The sequence below is a fragment of the Streptomyces nidicola genome, from assembly GCF_050106155.1.
Lineage (GTDB): Bacteria > Actinomycetota > Actinomycetes > Streptomycetales > Streptomycetaceae > Streptomyces.
On the sequence record NZ_JBNBPI010000001.1, the window covers coordinates 6,805,287 to 6,821,217 of the forward strand.

Annotated in this window: 19 protein-coding genes; 14 read left to right on the plus strand and 5 right to left on the minus strand. The window is 69.7% G+C overall.

All coding sequences use genetic code 11. The annotated features are described in order from the left end of the window. The first annotated feature begins 256 nt into the window (after nucleotides 1-256). The 3 genes from ACOKM3_RS30670 (at nucleotide 257) to ACOKM3_RS30680 (ending at nucleotide 2,838) form a co-directional block, all read left to right on the plus strand. Entirely contained in the window at nucleotides 257-1,219 is a 963-nt protein-coding gene (locus ACOKM3_RS30670; protein WP_426906942.1) for a heme o synthase, read from the plus strand. Between the two features lie 94 nt (nucleotides 1,220-1,313). After that, on the plus strand, nucleotides 1,314-1,649 hold the full coding sequence (locus ACOKM3_RS30675; RefSeq protein WP_426904252.1) for a hypothetical protein: 336 nt from the start codon (nucleotides 1,314-1,316) through the stop codon (nucleotides 1,647-1,649). A 94-nt stretch (nucleotides 1,650-1,743) separates the two neighbouring features. Then, on the plus strand, nucleotides 1,744-2,838 hold the full coding sequence (locus ACOKM3_RS30680; RefSeq protein ID WP_426904253.1) for an amidohydrolase family protein: 1,095 nt from the start codon (nucleotides 1,744-1,746) through the stop codon (nucleotides 2,836-2,838). A 47-nt stretch (nucleotides 2,839-2,885) separates the two neighbouring features. Here the strand turns inward: ACOKM3_RS30680 and ACOKM3_RS30685 are convergent, their stop codons facing one another. The 4 genes from ACOKM3_RS30685 to ACOKM3_RS30700 all read right to left on the minus strand — a co-directional run bounded on the left by ACOKM3_RS30685 (nucleotide 2,886) and on the right by ACOKM3_RS30700 (nucleotide 6,542). After that, nucleotides 2,886-3,881 (minus strand): COX15/CtaA family protein, encoded by a 996-nt coding sequence (locus ACOKM3_RS30685; RefSeq protein WP_426904254.1) that lies wholly within the window; start codon nucleotides 3,879-3,881, stop codon nucleotides 2,886-2,888. Between the two features lie 97 nt (nucleotides 3,882-3,978). After that, entirely contained in the window at nucleotides 3,979-4,764 is a 786-nt protein-coding gene (locus tag ACOKM3_RS30690) for an ABC transporter permease (protein WP_426904255.1), read from the minus strand. Continuing rightward, on the minus strand, nucleotides 4,761-5,684 hold the full coding sequence (locus ACOKM3_RS30695; protein WP_426904256.1) for an ABC transporter ATP-binding protein: 924 nt from the start codon (nucleotides 5,682-5,684) through the stop codon (nucleotides 4,761-4,763). The genes ACOKM3_RS30690 and ACOKM3_RS30695 overlap by 4 nt, the downstream gene beginning before the upstream one ends. Before the next feature lie 66 nt (nucleotides 5,685-5,750). Then, nucleotides 5,751-6,542 carry an AAC(3) family N-acetyltransferase gene (locus tag ACOKM3_RS30700; RefSeq protein ID WP_426904257.1) on the minus strand — a complete coding sequence of 264 codons (792 nt, stop codon included), beginning with the start codon at nucleotides 6,540-6,542 and terminating at the stop codon, nucleotides 5,751-5,753. 228 nt (nucleotides 6,543-6,770) lie between these two features. Between ACOKM3_RS30700 and ACOKM3_RS30705 the strand changes: the two genes are divergently transcribed. From ACOKM3_RS30705 to dapD, 11 genes are all read left to right on the plus strand, one after another. Next, nucleotides 6,771-7,493 (plus strand): helix-turn-helix transcriptional regulator, encoded by a 723-nt coding sequence (locus ACOKM3_RS30705; protein ID WP_399232390.1) that lies wholly within the window; start codon nucleotides 6,771-6,773, stop codon nucleotides 7,491-7,493. Continuing rightward, nucleotides 7,490-8,914, plus strand: coding sequence for a Fe-S cluster assembly protein SufB (gene sufB / locus ACOKM3_RS30710; protein WP_426904258.1), 1,425 nt, complete (start codon nucleotides 7,490-7,492; stop codon nucleotides 8,912-8,914). Before ACOKM3_RS30705 ends, sufB begins: the two co-directional genes overlap by 4 nt. Nucleotides 8,915-8,974: 60 nt before the next feature. After that, complete coding sequence (gene sufD, locus ACOKM3_RS30715; RefSeq protein WP_426904259.1) at nucleotides 8,975-10,156, plus strand: Fe-S cluster assembly protein SufD; 1,182 nt, start codon at nucleotides 8,975-8,977, stop codon at nucleotides 10,154-10,156. After that, nucleotides 10,156-10,485 carry a bifunctional 3-phenylpropionate/cinnamic acid dioxygenase ferredoxin subunit gene (locus tag ACOKM3_RS30720; protein ID WP_389283919.1) on the plus strand — a complete coding sequence of 110 codons (330 nt, stop codon included), beginning with the start codon at nucleotides 10,156-10,158 and terminating at the stop codon, nucleotides 10,483-10,485. Before sufD ends, ACOKM3_RS30720 begins: the two co-directional genes overlap by 1 nt. 7 nt (nucleotides 10,486-10,492) lie before the next feature. After that, nucleotides 10,493-11,257: a Fe-S cluster assembly ATPase SufC gene (sufC, locus tag ACOKM3_RS30725; RefSeq protein ID WP_426904260.1), complete on the plus strand. Its 765-nt coding sequence runs from the start codon at nucleotides 10,493-10,495 to the stop codon at nucleotides 11,255-11,257. Continuing rightward, entirely contained in the window at nucleotides 11,254-12,510 is a 1,257-nt protein-coding gene (locus ACOKM3_RS30730) for a cysteine desulfurase (protein WP_426904261.1), read from the plus strand. The genes sufC and ACOKM3_RS30730 overlap by 4 nt, the downstream gene beginning before the upstream one ends. Before the next feature lie 12 nt (nucleotides 12,511-12,522). Next, nucleotides 12,523-12,981, plus strand: coding sequence for a Fe-S cluster assembly sulfur transfer protein SufU (gene sufU / locus ACOKM3_RS30735; protein WP_426904262.1), 459 nt, complete (start codon nucleotides 12,523-12,525; stop codon nucleotides 12,979-12,981). Then, on the plus strand, nucleotides 12,978-13,316 hold the full coding sequence (locus tag ACOKM3_RS30740) for a metal-sulfur cluster assembly factor (RefSeq protein ID WP_266720908.1): 339 nt from the start codon (nucleotides 12,978-12,980) through the stop codon (nucleotides 13,314-13,316). The genes sufU and ACOKM3_RS30740 overlap by 4 nt, the downstream gene beginning before the upstream one ends. Before the next feature lie 123 nt (nucleotides 13,317-13,439). Further along, complete coding sequence (locus tag ACOKM3_RS30745; RefSeq protein WP_422406617.1) at nucleotides 13,440-13,760, plus strand: DMT family transporter; 321 nt, start codon at nucleotides 13,440-13,442, stop codon at nucleotides 13,758-13,760. Continuing rightward, the gene (locus tag ACOKM3_RS30750) at nucleotides 13,760-14,299 is read left to right on the plus strand and encodes a TetR/AcrR family transcriptional regulator (RefSeq protein WP_426904263.1); all 540 of its coding nucleotides are present in this window, start codon (nucleotides 13,760-13,762) and stop codon (nucleotides 14,297-14,299) included. The genes ACOKM3_RS30745 and ACOKM3_RS30750 overlap by 1 nt, the downstream gene beginning before the upstream one ends. A 92-nt stretch (nucleotides 14,300-14,391) precedes the next feature. Next, complete coding sequence (gene dapD / locus ACOKM3_RS30755; RefSeq protein WP_426904265.1) at nucleotides 14,392-15,381, plus strand: 2,3,4,5-tetrahydropyridine-2,6-dicarboxylate N-succinyltransferase; 990 nt, start codon at nucleotides 14,392-14,394, stop codon at nucleotides 15,379-15,381. Between the two features lie 102 nt (nucleotides 15,382-15,483). Here the strand turns inward: dapD and ACOKM3_RS30760 are convergent, their stop codons facing one another. Further along, on the minus strand, nucleotides 15,484-15,807 hold the full coding sequence (locus ACOKM3_RS30760; protein ID WP_426904267.1) for an SCO4225 family membrane protein: 324 nt from the start codon (nucleotides 15,805-15,807) through the stop codon (nucleotides 15,484-15,486). Nucleotides 15,808-15,931 lie beyond the last annotated feature (124 nt).

The following is a 15,931-nucleotide window of genomic DNA, read 5'->3' on the forward strand; positions in this document are numbered from 1 at the left end:
GACGCGGATCGGCGCGCTTTCGACACGTGAATACGCGGCCGCTCAGATGGGGGCTCATTCGTAGCCGGAATTGCTCATCCGGACGGGCTCCGGAAGTGGGGTGGGAAGGGGCGTTACGGCATGCGGGCCAACACGACCCACCCCCACGAAGGGCTGGGTATGGGCAACGTCTAGAGTGGCGTGGTACGCGCGAGCCTTTACCGGGACTTCACATCAAGTGGTCCGCAACGGGGGCTCGCTGGAGTCTCTGTCAGGGGTGTGCGTGACGGCCGTCGAATCCCGTCCACCGGGAGCGCTCGGGACGAGCAGCACGAGCAGCAGCCGGGGTCAGCGGCCGTTCGGGGCCCGAGTCAAGGCATTCGTGGCGCTGACCAAGCCGCGAATCATCGAACTGCTTCTCATCACCACGGTTCCGGTGATGTTTCTTGCCGAACAGGGTGTGCCCGACCTCTGGCTCGTGCTGATCACCTGCCTCGGCGGTTACCTGTCGGCGGGCGGCGCCAACGCCCTGAACATGTGGTACGACCGCGACATCGACGCCCTCATGGAGCGCACGTCGCAGCGTCCGCTGGTCACCGGCATGGTCAGCCCGAACGAGTGCCTGGCGTTCGGTATCGCCCTCGCGGTGATCTCTACGCTGCTGTTCGGCTTCGCGGTGAACTGGCTGTCCGCCTGGCTGTCGCTGGGCGCACTGCTCTTCTACGTAGTCGTCTACACGATGATCCTGAAGCGCCGTACGGCGCAGAACATCGTGTGGGGCGGCATCGCGGGCTGCCTGCCCGTCCTCATCGGCTGGTCGTCGGTCACGAACTCCATGTCGTGGGCGCCCATCATCCTCTTCGGGGTCATGTTCTTCTGGACGCCGCCGCACTACTGGCCGCTCTCCATGAAGGTGAAGGACGACTACGCGCGCGCGGGCGTTCCGATGCTTCCGGTCCTCGCCTCCAACAAGGTGGTGGCCAGGCAGATCGTCGCCTACAGCTGGGTGATGGTGGCGGTCTCGCTGCTGCTCCAGCCGCTCGGCTACACGGGCTGGTTCTACACGGCGGTCGCGCTGCTCGCCGGCGGGTTCTGGCTGTGGGAGGCGCACGGTCTGCAGAACCGCGCCAAGGCCGAGGTCACGGGCGCGAAGCTCAAGGAGATGCGGCTGTTCCACTGGTCCATCACCTATGTGTCGCTGGTGTTCGTGGCGATCGCGGTGGATCCGTTCCTGCGCTGAACTTCATAAGAAGTCCTCGATAAGTGGGGTGCGTGGCCCAGGCCACGCACCCCACTTATCGCTTGTTCGGCTACTCGTCGGTAGCATCCTGTCCATGGCAGAGACTCAGACGATTGAGGCGCCCCGCAAGGCAGCCAAGGACGAGCGCCGGGCGGCCAGGCTGGCCCAGCAGATCGGCGCGTTCGCCAAGGCGCACGGCGGTGCCGAGGGACAGCTCGCGTACATCGGTGAGCACGGCACCCGCATCGTGCTCGTCGGCGAGGACGGCGGCTGGGGCGACCTGGTCGCGTCGACGTACGAGGTCGCGCAGAAGGCCGTCGAGAAGGCGGGCATCACCGTCCACGAGGACTTCGACGGCGACTTCGCGGCCAAGGTCGAGACGGGCCCGTACGAATGGAAGCGGATGGCGGGCATCCAGCTCGGCGGCTGAATCGGGCGTTTGTGCGGGGCCGATGTCGAGCAACACCAGGCGCCCGTTCACCCGTTAGGACTGTAGGAGCACGGTCCACCTACGGGGAGCCCGGATGATCGAAACGCCGTCCCTCGTGGATCAGTACTGCCATGGGGTGCTGCGTACGGAGCTGGGCCTCGGCACCTTCGAGGCCCACCTCGGCCGGGGTGAGGGGCCGCCCGCTCCCGGCACCACCTTCTTCGACACCCAGACCGGGTTCGCGGTGCGCCGCTGGTGCCCGCCGCTGCTCGGTCTGGAACCCCACTGTCCGCCCGCCCGCTATCTGGCAAGGCGCCGCGAGCTGGGCGTCGTCGAGGCGGGGCGCAGGCTGCTGCGCGGCAGCGGCATCACCACGTATCTCGTGGACACGGGTCTCGCCGACGATCTGACCGGGCCCGCCGAGCTGGCCTCCGCGGCCCAGAGCGAGGCCCACGAGATCATCCGCCTCGAACTCCTCGCGGAGCAGGTCGCGGACACCTCGGGGACCGTCGACTCCTTCCTCGCCAACCTCGCCGAATCGGTGCACGCCGCGGCCTCCGGCGCGGTCGCCTTCACCTCGGTCGCCGGCGTACGCCACGGGCTCGCGCTCGCGCCGCAGCCGCCGGGGCCCGGGGAGGTGCGCGGCGCGGCTGGGCGGTGGCTGGCGGGGCGGCAGGTCGGCGGCGCCCTGACGGACCCGGTGCTGCTGCGGCACCTGCTGTGGATCGCCGTCGCATCAGGGCGCCCGCTGCAACTGCGCTGGGGGCACCTCGACCACACGGACCCGGTGGCGCTCGCCGAGTTCGCCCGCGCCACGGCGGGGCTCGGCACGGACGTGGTGCTGCTGCACGGCTACCCGTACCACCGGCACGCGGCGCATCTGGCGGGCGTCTTCCCGCACGTCTACGCGGACCTGGGGCCGGCGCTCGCCCGTACGGGGGCGCGGGCGGCGGGGCTGCTCGCGGAGTTCCTGGAGCTGGCGCCGTTCGGGAAGCTGCTGTTCTCGACCGGCGCGCAGGGGCTGCCCGAGCTGCATGTCGTGGGCGCGCGGCTGTTCCGGCAGGCGCTCGGGCGGGTGCTCGGGGAGTGGGTCGCCGACGGGGCGTGGTCGCTGAGCGACGCGCAGCGGGTCGCCGGGATGATCGCGTCCGGGACGGCGCGGAGGGTGTACGGGCTCGGAGCCGCCTGAGCGTTTCCGAACCCGTACGAGGCGTCAGACCAATCCGTACGGGGGCGTCAGACCGCCGAGAGTTCCTGGCCCGGCTTCGACAGGAGGTCCGGCTCCGTCACCGGGCGTTCGCGCAGCGAGAGCACCACGCGCAGCACCCCGATCCACACCAGCGCAGAGCCCAGCATGTGCAGGCCGACCAGGACCTCCGGCAGGTCCGTGAAGTACTGGACGTAGCCGATGACACCCTGCGCGAGCAGGATCAGGAACAGGTCGCGGGTGCGGTGCAGCGGGCCCTTGGGGGCGTCGACCGCCTTCAGGACGAACCACAGCGCGAAGGTCAGCGTCACCACGATCCAGGCCAGGACCGCGTGCGCCTTCGCGACCGTCTCCCAGTCGAGCGGCATCCGGTGGACGTCGCTGGAGTCGCCCGCGTGCGGGCCCGCTCCGGTCACCACCGTGCCGACGAGGATCAGCAGCGCGGCCGCCGCGACCAGGGCCCAGACCAGCTGCTTGATGGCCTTGCCGACCAGCGGGCGCGGCTCGGAGTCGCCCTCACGGGTGCGCTGCCACATCACGACGGCGACCGTGAGGAGGGTGGTGGTCAGGACGAAGTGGGCGGCCACCGTGTACGGGTTGAGGCCGACCAGGACGACGATGCCGCCGAGCACCGCGTTGCCCATCACGATCCAGAACTGGGCCCAGCCCAGCCGGGTCAGCGGACGCCGCCACGGCTTCTGCGAGCGGGCGGCGATGATCGCCCAGCCGACCGCGGCGCACAGCACGTAGGTGAGCATGCGGTTGCCGAACTCGATGGCTCCGTGGAAGCCCATCTCGCTCGTCGCGGTCAGCGACTGGTCGGTGCACTTGGGCCAGGTCGGGCAACCGAGGCCCGAGCCGGTCAGGCGCACCGCGCCGCCGGTGCAGACGATGAGCACCGTCATGACGACGGCGGACATGGCCGCGCGCTGGACGGTCCGCTGGGTGGGAGTCCAGTACTCGGCGATGAAGGCGAGCGGATTGCGCAGCGCCCGCGCGGCGTCGGTGGGGGTCAGCTTTGGCACGGGCCCATCGTAGGCGGCCGCTTGTGCACGGCTTCACGAGGGGGACGTAACTGGGCCATCTGTGACGCAAGTTACGCCCCCGTGCGCGCCCGGCGGCTCACTCCCAGCGGAAGAAGCGCCCCGCCGCGCCCAGCCCCACGACCGCCCAGACAGCCAGGATCCCCAGGTCGCCCCACGGCATCGCGGCGCCGTGCTGCAGCACGTCCCGCAGGCCGCCGGAGAGCGCCGAGATGGGCAGCAGGCCGAGGACCGACTGCGCCGCGTCGGGGAACTTGTCGAGCGGCACGATGACGCCGCCGCCGACCAGGAGGAGCAGAAAGACGAGGTTCGCCGCGGCCAGCGTCGCCTCCGCCTTGAGCGTGCCCGCCATCAGGAGGCCGAGACCGGAGAACGCCGCCGTGCCGAGCACCAGGAGGAGGAGAACGGCGAACGGGTTCCCGTGCGGGGACCAGCCGAGCGCGAACGCGATGACCGTGAGGAGGACGACCTGGAGCACCTCGGTGACCAGGACCGAGAGCGTCTTCGCCGTCATCAGCGCCCAGCGGGGGAGCGGGGACGCACCGAGCCGCTTCAGCACCCCGTAGCGCCGCTCGAAGCCGGTGGCGATGGCCTGGCCGGTGAAGGCCGTGGACATCACGGCGAGCGCGAGGATGCCGGGGGCCAGGAAGTCGACGGCCTTGCCGGAACCACCCGCTGTTTCAGTAGGCACAGAGACGATGTCGACCGCCGAGAACAGCACGAGCAGCAGCGTCGGGATGACGACCGTGAGCAGCAGCTGCTCGCCGTTGCGCAGCAGCATCTTCGTCTCGAGCGCGGCCTGCGTCGCGATCATGCGGGGGAGCGGGGCGGCTCCGGGGCTGGGGGTGTATGTACCCGCGCTCATCCGCGCAGCTCCTTGCCGGTCATTTCCAAAAACACGTCTTCGAGGGTGTGCCGTTCCACGGAGATCTTCTCCGGCATCACGCCGTGCTGGGCGCACCAGGAGGTGACCGTCGCGAGGAGCTGGGGGTCGACCTTGCCGCTGACCCGGTAGGAGCCGGGGGTGAGCTCGGCGGCCGCGGCGTCGGCGGGCAGGGCCTTGAGGAGCGAGGCCACGTCGAGGCCCGGCCGCCCGGAGAAGCGGAGCGTGTTCTCGGCGCCGCCCTTGCACAGCTGCTCCGGGGAGCCCTGCGTGATGACCTTGCCGGCGTCGACGATCGCCACGTCGTCGGCGAGCTGCTCCGCCTCGTCCATGTAGTGCGTGGTGAGGATGACGGAGACGCCGTCGGCGCGCAGGTCCCGCACCAGGTCCCAGGTCGCGTGCCGGGCCTGCGGGTCGAGGCCCGCGGTCGGCTCGTCGAGGAAGACGAGCTCGGGGCGGCCGACCACCGCCATGGCGAGCGCGAGCCGCTGCTGCTGGCCGCCGGACAGGCGCCGGTAGGTGGTGCGGCCGCAACTGCCGAGTCCCAGGCGCTCGATGAGGGCGTTCACATCGAGCGGGTGGGCGTGCAGCTTGGCGATGTGGCGGAGCATCTCGTCGGCGCGGGCACCGGAGTAGACGCCGCCGGACTGGAGCATGACGCCGATCCGGGGACGCAGCGCGGAGGCCTGCTTGACCGGGTCGAGGCCGAGGACGCGGACGGTGCCGGAGTCCGGCCTGCGGTAGCCCTCGCAGGTCTCGATCGTGGTGGTCTTGCCCGCGCCGTTGGGGCCGAGGACGGCCGTGATGCCGGGGGCCGCCGTGAGGTCGAGGCCGTCGACCGCGGTCTTGGTTCCGTACCGCTTCACCAGACCGGTGATGTGGACGACTGGCTCACTTCGCATGGTGGGCAAGTCTAGGTACGCGGCGCGGCTCCCGGACGCGCGGGGCACAAGTACGCGAAACACCCTTCAGGGAGCGGCGGGGCGGTGCTCGGGAAGCCACTTCTCCGCGTACGCCACGGCGTCCGCGAGCGGGAAGAGGCGGGCCCCGGCGGCGCCGACCCGGCCGCGGACGACCGGGGTGTCGCGCTCGAAGGCGGCGCCCAGCTCGTCGAAGCGGTCGGAGTCGATCGCGACCTCGCGCACGTGTTCCCAGCCGTGGGGCCCCGGCCGCCCGACGTCCTCGTGCCCGGCCGGGATCCGGTACTCGGCCAGGTGGAAGGCCGTGCACGCCTCGTATCCCGCGCCGAGGAGCAGTACGCGCGCGTGCTGTTCCTCCAGGCGCGCCAGCGGGCTCTGCTCGCCGAGCCGGCAGTCGACCGCATGCCCTTCGGTCACCGCGGCGGCGCGCGGTCCGAGCGCCGCGAAGGACGTCTGCGGGTGCGCGCTGCGCAGGGCTCCCGGCCAGGTCCGTACGGCCTCCGGGACGATGCCGACACCGCGCGTGGGCGTGGTCGCCGGGTCGTACGCGGGCATGGTCGCCCGGATCGTCTCCCACCACTCGCGCGGGACCGGCGGGCGGCTCCACTCGGCCGGGTCCGAGATGTCCGCGGACTGCGTCGGTACGACGAGGGTGCCCTCGGTGCCGAGCGAGTCGAGGAGGGCGCGGACCACCGCGACCGCTCCGCCGTTCACCCAGCCGAGGCTGCTGAGGGAGGTGTGGACGAGGAGGGTGTCGCCCGGTCGGACGCCGAGTGCCCTCAGATCCGCCGCGAGGGACGCCTGCGTGACGAGTGGGCCGGTCGGGAGGGGTGTGGGCATGGAGCGAGTGTCCTCGCGGGGGCGTTCGGGCGCCACGGAATTAGTCGGCGGCGGCCCTTCGCGCATGCGCGGCCCGACAGGCGGTCCGACCTGCGTTTCGATCGATCAAAGATCGTTTCCGCAGGTCACGGCAGGTGAACACTTAGGTTTACCTAAGTGATGTACGGCACCGAGTCGCGATCACCGCCGCGCTTGTCAGGGTCTGAGGAATTACGCAACAATGGCGTTGTGAAAAACGTCGGCGAGGCCCCAGAGGAGCTCACGACCGGGGAGCGGTCCACCCGCAACCGAGTCGCGCGCTCCATCCTGGACCACGGCCCGTCCACCGTCGCCGAGCTCGCGGGACGCCTCGGCCTCACCCAGGCCGCGGTCCGCCGCCACCTCGACGCACTCGGTGCCGACAATGTCGTGGAGCCCAGGGATCAGCGCGTCTACGGCGCCCGCACCCGCGGCCGCCCCGCCAAGGTGTTCGCGCTGACCGACTGCGGCCGGGACGCCTTCGACCAGTCCTACGACAAGCTCGCCGCGGAAGCGCTCCGCTGGATCAAGGAGCAGGCCGGCGGCGACGAGGCGCTCGTCTCCTTCGCCCGCGCGCGGATCGCCGCGCAGGCAGGGCCCTACAAGGCGGCGATCGAGGCGGCGGCCCCCGAGGAGCGCGCCCAGGCCCTGGCGAGGGCCTTGAGCGCGGACGGGTACGCTGCTACGGCGCGTAGCGCACCGGTCGGTGAGCAGCTCTGCCAGCACCACTGCCCAGTCGCCCACGTGGCCGAGCAGTTCCCGCAGCTGTGCGAGGCGGAGACGGAAATGTTCTCCCAGCTGCTCGGTACTCACGTACAGCGGCTGGCCACCATCGCCCATGGCGACGGGGTCTGCACGACGTTCATCCCCAAGAACACCCCCAACACGACCACCAACGCATCTGCAAGCACGGCCGGGAGGAACCCCGCATGACTCTCCCCATCGAGGAGACTGCCCACCCTGAGCTCGACGGCCTGGGCAAGTACGAATACGGCTGGGCGGACTCCGACGCGGCCGGCGCCTCTGCCAAGCGCGGTATCAACGAGGACGTCGTCAAGGACATCTCCGCCAAGAAGTCCGAGCCGGAGTGGATGACCAAGCTCCGCCTCAAGGGCCTGAAGCTGTTCGGCAAGAAGCCCATGCCGAACTGGGGCTCGGACCTGTCGGGCATCGACTTCGACAACATCAAGTACTTCGTGCGCTCCACGGAGAAGCAGGCGGAGTCCTGGGAGGACCTGCCCGAGGACATCAAGAACACGTACGACAAGCTCGGCATCCCCGAGGCGGAGAAGCAGCGCCTCGTCGCCGGTGTCGCGGCCCAGTACGAGTCCGAGGTCGTGTACCACCAGATCCGTGAGGACCTGGAGGAGCAGGGTGTCATCTTCATGGACACCGACACGGCCCTCAAGGAGCACCCGGAGCTCTTCAAGGAGTACTTCGGGACCGTCATCCCGGCCGGCGACAACAAGTTCGCCGCGCTGAACACCGCCGTGTGGTCGGGTGGCTCCTTCATCTACGTGCCGAAGGGCGTGCACGTGGAGATCCCGCTCCAGGCCTACTTCCGTATCAACACGGAGAACATGGGCCAGTTCGAGCGGACGCTGATCATCGTCGACGAGGACGCCTACGTCCACTACGTCGAGGGCTGCACCGCGCCGATCTACAAGTCGGACTCGCTGCACTCCGCGGTCGTCGAGATCATCGTCAAGAAGGGCGCCCGCTGCCGCTACACGACCATCCAGAACTGGTCGAACAACGTCTACAACCTGGTCACCAAGCGCGCCGTGGCGTACGAGGGCGCGACCATGGAGTGGATCGACGGCAACATCGGCTCCAAGGTCACCATGAAGTACCCGGCCGTCTACCTGATGGGCGAGCACGCCAAGGGTGAGACGCTGTCCATCGCCTTCGCGGGCGAGGGCCAGCACCAGGACGCCGGTTCCAAGATGGTCCACATGGCGCCGAACACGTCGTCCAACATCGTCTCGAAGTCCGTGGCGCGCGGCGGCGGTCGTACGTCCTACCGCGGTCTCGTCGAGATCGGCGAGGGCGCCCCGGGCTCGAAGTCGAACGTGCTGTGCGACGCGCTGCTCGTCGACACGATCTCGCGCTCCGACACGTACCCGTACGTCGACGTCCGCGAGGACGACGTCTCCATGGGGCACGAGGCGACCGTCTCCCGTGTCTCCGAGGACCAGCTCTTCTACCTGATGAGCCGCGGTCTGAGCGAGTTCGAGGCCATGGCGATGATCGTGCGCGGCTTCGTCGAGCCGATCGCCAAGGAGCTGCCCATGGAGTACGCGCTCGAGCTCAACCGGCTGATCGAGCTCCAGATGGAGGGCGCGGTCGGCTAACCGCCAACTGCCGTCCCCATCACGTCACTTACGTAACCGAAAGCGAGCACTACGACAGCCATGGCTGAGGCTCAGAACATCCCGGCGGGGTCGACGACCACCGGAAACATCGCGGTCGCCGCCGAGTCGACCGTCGCCACGCGCATGAGCGCGCCCCCCTCCTACGACGTGCAGGACTTCGCGGTCCCGCACGGCCGTGAGGAGGAGTGGCGGTTCACGCCGCTGGAGCGGCTGCGCGGGCTGCACGACGGCACCGCCACCGCGACCGGCACCGGCGTGAAGGTCGACGTCCAGGCCCCGGCCGGCGTCACCGTCGAGTCGGTGGGCCGCGACGACGCCCGCGTCGGCAAGGCCGGCAAGCCCGTCGACCGGGTCGCCGCGCAGGCGTACTCCGCGTTCGAGCAGGCGTCGGTCGTCTCCGTGCCCAAGGAGACCGTCCTCGACGAGCCGATCCGGATCGCCGTGCACGGCGAGGGCGGCGTCGCCTACGGCCACCAGGTCATCGAGCTGGGTGCCTTCGCCGAGGCCGTCGTCGTCATCGACCACACCGGTGACGCGGTGCTCGCCGCCAACGTCGACTTCCTGCTCGGCGACGGCGCGAAGCTGACCGTCGTGTCCGTGCAGGACTGGGACGACAAGGCCGTTCACGTGGCGCAGCACAACGCGCTCGTCGGCCGCGACGCCTCCTTCAAGTCGGTCGTCGTCACCTTCGGTGGCGACGTCGTCCGCCTGCACCCGCGCGTGAACTACGCGTCCACGGGCGGCGAGGCCGAGCTCTTCGGCCTGTACTTCACGGACGCGGGCCAGCACCAGGAGCACCGCCTCCTGGTCGACCACGCCACCCCGCGCTGCAAGTCCAACGTCGTCTACAAGGGCGCGCTCCAGGGCGACGACGCGCACGCCGTGTGGATCGGTGACGTCCTCATCGAGGCCGCCGCCGAGGGCACGGACACGTACGAGCTGAACCGCAACTTGGTCCTCACGGACGGCGCGCGGGTCGACTCGGTGCCGAACCTCGAGATCGAGACCGGCGAGATCGTCGGCGCGGGCCACGCCTCGGCGACCGGCCGTTTCGACGACGAGCAGCTCTTCTACCTGATGGCCCGTGGCATCCCGGCCGACGAGGCGCGCCGCCTCGTCGTCGGCGGTTTCTTCGCCGAGCTGGTCCAGCAGATCGGTGTCCCGGACATCCAGGAGCGGCTGCTCGAGAAGATCGCGGCCGAGCTGGAGGCGACGGTCTGATGGCCTTCGTCCGCGCCTGTGACCTCAGCGAGCTGGAGAGCGACACCCCCAAGCGGGTCGAGCTCGACGGCACGCCGGTCTCGGTCGTCCGCACCGAGGGCGAGGTGTTCGCGATCAACGACATCTGCTCGCACGCGAACGTCTCCCTCTCCGAGGGCGAGGTGGAGGACTGCCAGATCGAGTGCTGGCTGCACGGTTCCGCCTTCGACCTGCGCACCGGCAAGCCGTCCGGCCTTCCCGCCACGCGCCCCGTCCCCGTATACCCCGTACAGATCGAAGGGGGCAGCGTCCTCGTCGACGTCACCGCCTCCCTCACCCAGGAGTCCTGAGACACCCATGGCTACGCTTGAAATCCGAGACCTGCACGTCACCGTCGAGGCCGACAACGCCACGAAGGAGATCCTCAAGGGCGTCGACCTCACCGTGAAGCAGGGCGAGACGCACGCCATCATGGGCCCGAACGGCTCCGGCAAGTCGACCCTCGCCTACTCCATCGCGGGTCACCCCAAGTACACGATCACGCAGGGCACCGTCACCCTCGACGGCGAGGACGTCCTCGAGATGTCCGTCGACGAGCGCGCCCGCGCCGGCATGTTCCTCGCCATGCAGTACCCGGTCGAGGTCCCCGGCGTCTCCGTCTCCAACTTCCTGCGCTCCTCGGCCACCGCGATCCGCGGCGAGGCCCCGAAGCTGCGCACGTGGGTGAAGGAGGTCAAGGGCGCGATGGAGACCCTCCAGATGGACCCGGCCTTCGCCGAGCGCAACGTGAACGAGGGCTTCTCCGGCGGTGAGAAGAAGCGCCACGAGATCCTCCAGATGGAGCTCCTCAAGCCGAAGATCGCGATCCTCGACGAGACCGACTCCGGCCTCGACGTCGACGCCCTTCGCCAGGTCTCGGACGGCGTCAACCGCGTCCGCGAGACCGGCGAGGTCGGCACGCTGCTGATCACGCACTACACGCGCATCCTGCGCTACATCAAGCCGGACTTCGTGCACGTGTTCTCCAACGGCCGCATCGTCGAGTCCGGCGGCCCGGAGCTGGCCGACACCCTCGAGGCCGAGGGCTACGAGAAGTACACGAAGGGTGGCGTATCCGCGTGACACAGCTGCCGGGCCTCCTCGACACCGAGGCGATCCGCAAGGACTTCCCGATCCTCGACCGGGTGCTCCACGATGACAAGAAGCTCGTGTACCTGGACAACGCGGCGACCTCGCAGACGCCGCGCCAGGTCCTCGACGCCATCGACGAGTACTACACACAGCACAACGCGAACGTCCACCGCGGCGTCCACGTGCTCGCCGAGGAGGCCACGGCGCTGTACGAGGGCGCGCGCGACAAGGTCGCCGCGTTCATCAACGCGCCGAGCCGCGACGAGGTCGTCTTCACGAAGAACGCCTCGGAGTCGCTCAACCTCGTTGCCAACATGCTGGGTTGGGCCGACGAGCCGTACAAGGTCGATCACGACACCGAGATCGTGATCACGGAGATGGAGCACCACTCCAACATCGTTCCGTGGCAGCTGCTCGCGCAGCGCACCGGCGCGAAGCTGAAGTGGTTCGGTCTCACCGACGACGGCCGTCTCGACCTGAGCAACATCGACGAGATCATCACCGAGAAGACGAAGATCGTCTCCTTCGTGCTCGTGTCGAACATCCTCGGCACCCACAACCCGGTCGAGGCCATCGTGCGCCGCGCCCAGGAAGTCGGCGCCCTGGTCTGCATCGACGCCTCGCAGGCCGCTCCGCACATGCCGCTCGACGTGCAGGCGCTGCAGGCCGACTTCGTGGCCTTCACCGGCCACAAGATGTGCGGTCCGACCGGCATCGGTGTGCTCTGGGGCCGGCAGGAACTCCTCGAGGACCTGCCGCCGTTCCTCGGTGGCGGCGAGATGATCGAGACCGTGTCGATGCACTCGTCGACGTACGCTCCGGCGCCGCACAAGTTCGAGGCCGGTACGCCGCCGATCTCGCAGGCCATCGCCCTCGGTGCGGCGATCGACTACCTGAACTCGATCGGCATGGACAAGATCCTCGCCCACGAGCACGCGCTGACCGAGTACGCGGTCAAGCGCCTCCAGGAGGTCCCCGACCTGAGGATCATCGGCCCGACCACGGCCGAGGAGCGCGGCGCGGCGATCTCCTTCACGCTCGGCGACATCCACCCGCACGACGTGGGCCAGGTCCTCGACGAGCAGGGCATCGCGGTCCGGGTCGGCCACCACTGCGCGCGGCCGGTCTGCCTGCGGTACGGAATTCCTGCGACCACGCGAGCGTCGTTCTATCTGTACTCCACGCCCGGCGAGATCGACGCTCTGGTCGACGGCCTGGAGCACGTACGGAACTTCTTCGGTTAAGGGCTGGGGACAGTGAAGCTGGATTCGATGTACCAGGAAGTCATCCTGGACCACTACAAGCACCCGCACGGCCGGGGCTTGCGGGACGGCGACGCCGAGGTGCACCACGTCAACCCGACGTGCGGCGACGAGATCACGCTCCGCGTGAAGTACGAAGGCGAGAAGATCGCGGACGTGTCGTACGAGGGTCAGGGCTGCTCCATCAGCCAGGCCTCGGCGTCCGTCCTCAACGACCTTCTGGTCGGCAAGGAACTGTCGGACGCGCGGAAGATCCAGGCGACGTTCCTGGAGCTGATGCAGTCCAAGGGGCAGCTGGAGCCGGACGACGACATGGAGGAGATCCTGGAGGACGCGGTCGCGTTCGCCGGTGTCTCCAAGTACCCGGCCCGAGTCAAGTGCGCCCTCCTGAGCTGGATGGCGTGGAAGGACGCGACGGCCCAGGCTTTCGCTGAGGAGGCGAAGACAGCATGAGTGACAGCACGGCAGTGGAGATGAAGCCGGCCTCCGAGGAGGAGGTCCGCGAGGCGCTGTACGACGTCGTCGACCCCGAGCTGGGCATCGACGTCGTCAACCTGGGCCTGATCTACGGCATCCACGTCGACGACGCGAACATCGCGACGATCGACATGACGCTGACGTCGGCGGCCTGTCCGCTCACCGACGTCATCGAGGACCAGGCGAAGTCCGCCACCGACGGCATCGTCAACGAGCTGCGGATCAACTGGGTCTGGATGCCGCCGTGGGGCCCGGACAAGATCACGGACGATGGCCGCGAGCAGCTTAGGGCGCTGGGCTTCAACGTGTGAGCTGATCAAGCCCCGCCGGAGATCGAGGGGGCGGGCGCGGTTGCGGGGCTCTGCCCCGGACCCCGCTGCCTCTCGTCCAAAGGCGGGGCTTTTTCACGCCCACCGTTATGTACACTCGTACACATGGGATACGTGCTGCTGGCCGGCGCCATAGCCGCCGAGGTGGGGGCCACCACCGCCATGAAGTACAGCGAGGGGTTCAGCAGGCTCTGGCCCTCGTTGCTCACCGTCGCCGGCTACATCGTCGCGTTCGCGCTGCTCGCGCAGACGCTGAAGACCGTGCAGATCGGCACCGCGTACGCGATCTGGGCGGGCACGGGCACCGCCGTCATCGCCGCGATCGGCATGCTGTTCCTGGGGGAGGGGCTGACGCTCGCCAAGGTCGGCGGCATCGTCCTCGTCATCGGTGGCGTCGTGCTGCTCAATCTGGGCGGGGCGCACTGATGGGGACGCGCCGCTACGATCCCGAGCGCCGCCAGCGGATCATCGACGCCGCGATCCGGGTCGTCGGGGCGAAGGGGATCGGCGGGCTCAGCCACCGCACCGTCGCCCGCGAGGCCGACGTCCCGCTCGGCTCCACCACGTACCACTTCAAGACCCTGGACGAGCTGATGGTGGCCGCGCTGCGGCAGGCCAACGAGGGCTTCGCGAAGGTCGTCGCGGCGCACGACGGGCTCCAGGACCCCGACAGCGACCTCCCGCACGAGCTCGCCGAGGTGCTCGGCGAGTGGCTGGCCGGGGACCGGGACGGCGTGGAGCTGGAGTACGAGCTGTATCTGGCGGCGCTGCGCAGGCCCGCCCTGCGGCCCGTCGCCGCCGAGTGGTGCGAGGAGCTCGCCGAGGTCGTCGCCCGGCGCACCGACCCGGTCACCGCACGGGCGCTCGTCGCGCTGATGGACGGGATCTCGCTCCAAGTGCTGCTGACGGACGGTGAGTACGACGCCGCGTACACGCGGGAGATGCTGGCGCGGCTGATCCGGTGACACCGGGGTGGTCGGGCGGCCGGCGCCCGGCACGTGAGACGGGGGCCCGGACCGGTTAGCCTCCGCGGGCCCGTGCCGATTAGGTTTGGGGCATGACCGACACCACTGCCACTCGCTCCACCGGCGCCGTCGCCGCCGGCCTCGCCACCGTCACCACCGACGGCACCGTTCTCGACACCTGGTTCCCCGCGCCCGAGCTCGTCGCCGAGCCCGGCCCCGCCGGGACCGAGAAGCTCTCCGCCGAGAAGGCCGTCGAACTGCTCGGCGAGGGCGCGGCGAAGGCGATCGGTCCCGACGCCCGCCGTGGCGTGGAGATCGTCGCGGTACGCACGGTCATCGGGTCCATCGACGACAAGCCGCTCGACGCGCACGACGTGTACCTGCGCCTGCACCTGCTCTCGCACCGCCTGGTCAAGCCGCACGGCGTGAACCTGGACGGCCAGTTCGCCTTCCTCTCCAACGTCGCCTGGACCTCGCTCGGCCCCGTCGCCGTCGACGACGTCGAGAAGGTGCGCCTGAACGCCCGCGCCGAGGGCCTGCACCTCTCCGTCACCTCGATCGACAAGTTCCCGCGCATGACGGACTACGTCACCCCGAAGGGCGTGCGCATCGCCGACGCCGACCGCGTCCGCCTCGGTGCGCACCTCGCCGAGGGCACCACGGTCATGCACGAGGGCTTCGTGAACTTCAACGCCGGCACGCTCGGTACGTCGATGGTCGAGGGCCGCATCTCCGCCGGCGTCGTCGTCGGCGACGGCTCCGACATCGGCGGCGGCGCCTCCACCATGGGCACGCTCTCCGGTGGCGGCAACGTCCGCATCGTCATCGGCGAGCGCTGCCTCGTCGGCGCCGAGGCCGGCGTCGGCATCGCGCTCGGCGACGAGTGCGTCGTCGAGGCGGGCCTGTACGTCACGGCCGGCACCCGCGTCACGATGCCCGACGGCCAGGTCGTCAAGGCCCGCGAGCTCTCCGGCGCCTCCAACATCCTCTTTCGCCGCAACTCGGTGACCGGCACGGTCGAGGCCCGCCCGAACAACGCGGTCTGGGGCGGCCTCAACGAGGTGCTGCACAGCCACAACTGATCACCGACGGCCGTGACCTGCGGCAGCCGGTACAGGCGAGCGCCCTTCCGTGGTTCACGGGAGGGCGCTCGTGTGTCCGCGCCCGTGTGTCCCCGGAGGGTGTCAGGCGGCCCGGCCGAGGCGGCGGCCGCCGCGCAGGGCCTCCAGCGTCGCGCCGAGGGCCAGGGACTGGAGCAGGGCGCTCACGGTGAGGCCGAGGGCGAGCAGCCAGATGGGGGCGTCCAGGCCCCCGACAGCACCGACGATTCCCGCCATGATGAGGGAGGTAGGGGCGGTGAGGAAGAAGGGCCAGACGCCGACGAAGCCGGGGTCCGAGGAGAAGAGCACGACGCCGGCCGTGAAGACGACCGTCGCGCCGACGAGGCCGAGGTAGATCGCCGACGCCGGGTTGGTGACGGTCAGGCGCAGTACCTTGCGGGCGTTCATCGGGCTCCCCGTGGGTCGTGAAGTGGTCGTTCTCCTTCCATCGTCGCGGCGGGCCGCGCCGGTGTCATGAGTAGCTGTACCTGGTTCGGGGAGGCGGGGAGCTCACCGCTCGGTCTGCTCAGTC

What these genes read in the sequence shown, in the direction of transcription:
- ACOKM3_RS30745 (WP_422406617.1), top strand. Translation starts at nt 13,440, where the DNA reads ATGGGATACGTGCTGCTGGCCGGCGCCATAGCCGCCGAGGTGGGGGCC.
- sufD (WP_426904259.1), top strand. Translation starts at nt 8,975, where the DNA reads ATGGCTGAGGCTCAGAACATCCCGGCGGGGTCGACGACCACCGGAAAC.
- ACOKM3_RS30760 (WP_426904267.1), bottom strand. Translation starts at nt 15,807, where the DNA reads ATGAACGCCCGCAAGGTACTGCGCCTGACCGTCACCAACCCGGCGTCG.
- ACOKM3_RS30740 (WP_266720908.1), top strand. Translation starts at nt 12,978, where the DNA reads ATGAGTGACAGCACGGCAGTGGAGATGAAGCCGGCCTCCGAGGAGGAG.
- dapD (WP_426904265.1), top strand. Translation starts at nt 14,392, where the DNA reads ATGACCGACACCACTGCCACTCGCTCCACCGGCGCCGTCGCCGCCGGC.
- ACOKM3_RS30680 (WP_426904253.1), top strand. Translation starts at nt 1,744, where the DNA reads ATGATCGAAACGCCGTCCCTCGTGGATCAGTACTGCCATGGGGTGCTG.
- ACOKM3_RS30720 (WP_389283919.1), top strand. Translation starts at nt 10,156, where the DNA reads ATGGCCTTCGTCCGCGCCTGTGACCTCAGCGAGCTGGAGAGCGACACC.
- ACOKM3_RS30690 (WP_426904255.1), bottom strand. Translation starts at nt 4,764, where the DNA reads ATGAGCGCGGGTACATACACCCCCAGCCCCGGAGCCGCCCCGCTCCCC.
- sufB (WP_426904258.1), top strand. Translation starts at nt 7,490, where the DNA reads ATGACTCTCCCCATCGAGGAGACTGCCCACCCTGAGCTCGACGGCCTG.
- ACOKM3_RS30675 (WP_426904252.1), top strand. Translation starts at nt 1,314, where the DNA reads ATGGCAGAGACTCAGACGATTGAGGCGCCCCGCAAGGCAGCCAAGGAC.
- ACOKM3_RS30700 (WP_426904257.1), bottom strand. Translation starts at nt 6,542, where the DNA reads ATGCCCACACCCCTCCCGACCGGCCCACTCGTCACGCAGGCGTCCCTC.
- sufC (WP_426904260.1), top strand. Translation starts at nt 10,493, where the DNA reads ATGGCTACGCTTGAAATCCGAGACCTGCACGTCACCGTCGAGGCCGAC.
- ACOKM3_RS30695 (WP_426904256.1), bottom strand. Translation starts at nt 5,684, where the DNA reads ATGCGAAGTGAGCCAGTCGTCCACATCACCGGTCTGGTGAAGCGGTAC.
- ACOKM3_RS30750 (WP_426904263.1), top strand. Translation starts at nt 13,760, where the DNA reads ATGGGGACGCGCCGCTACGATCCCGAGCGCCGCCAGCGGATCATCGAC.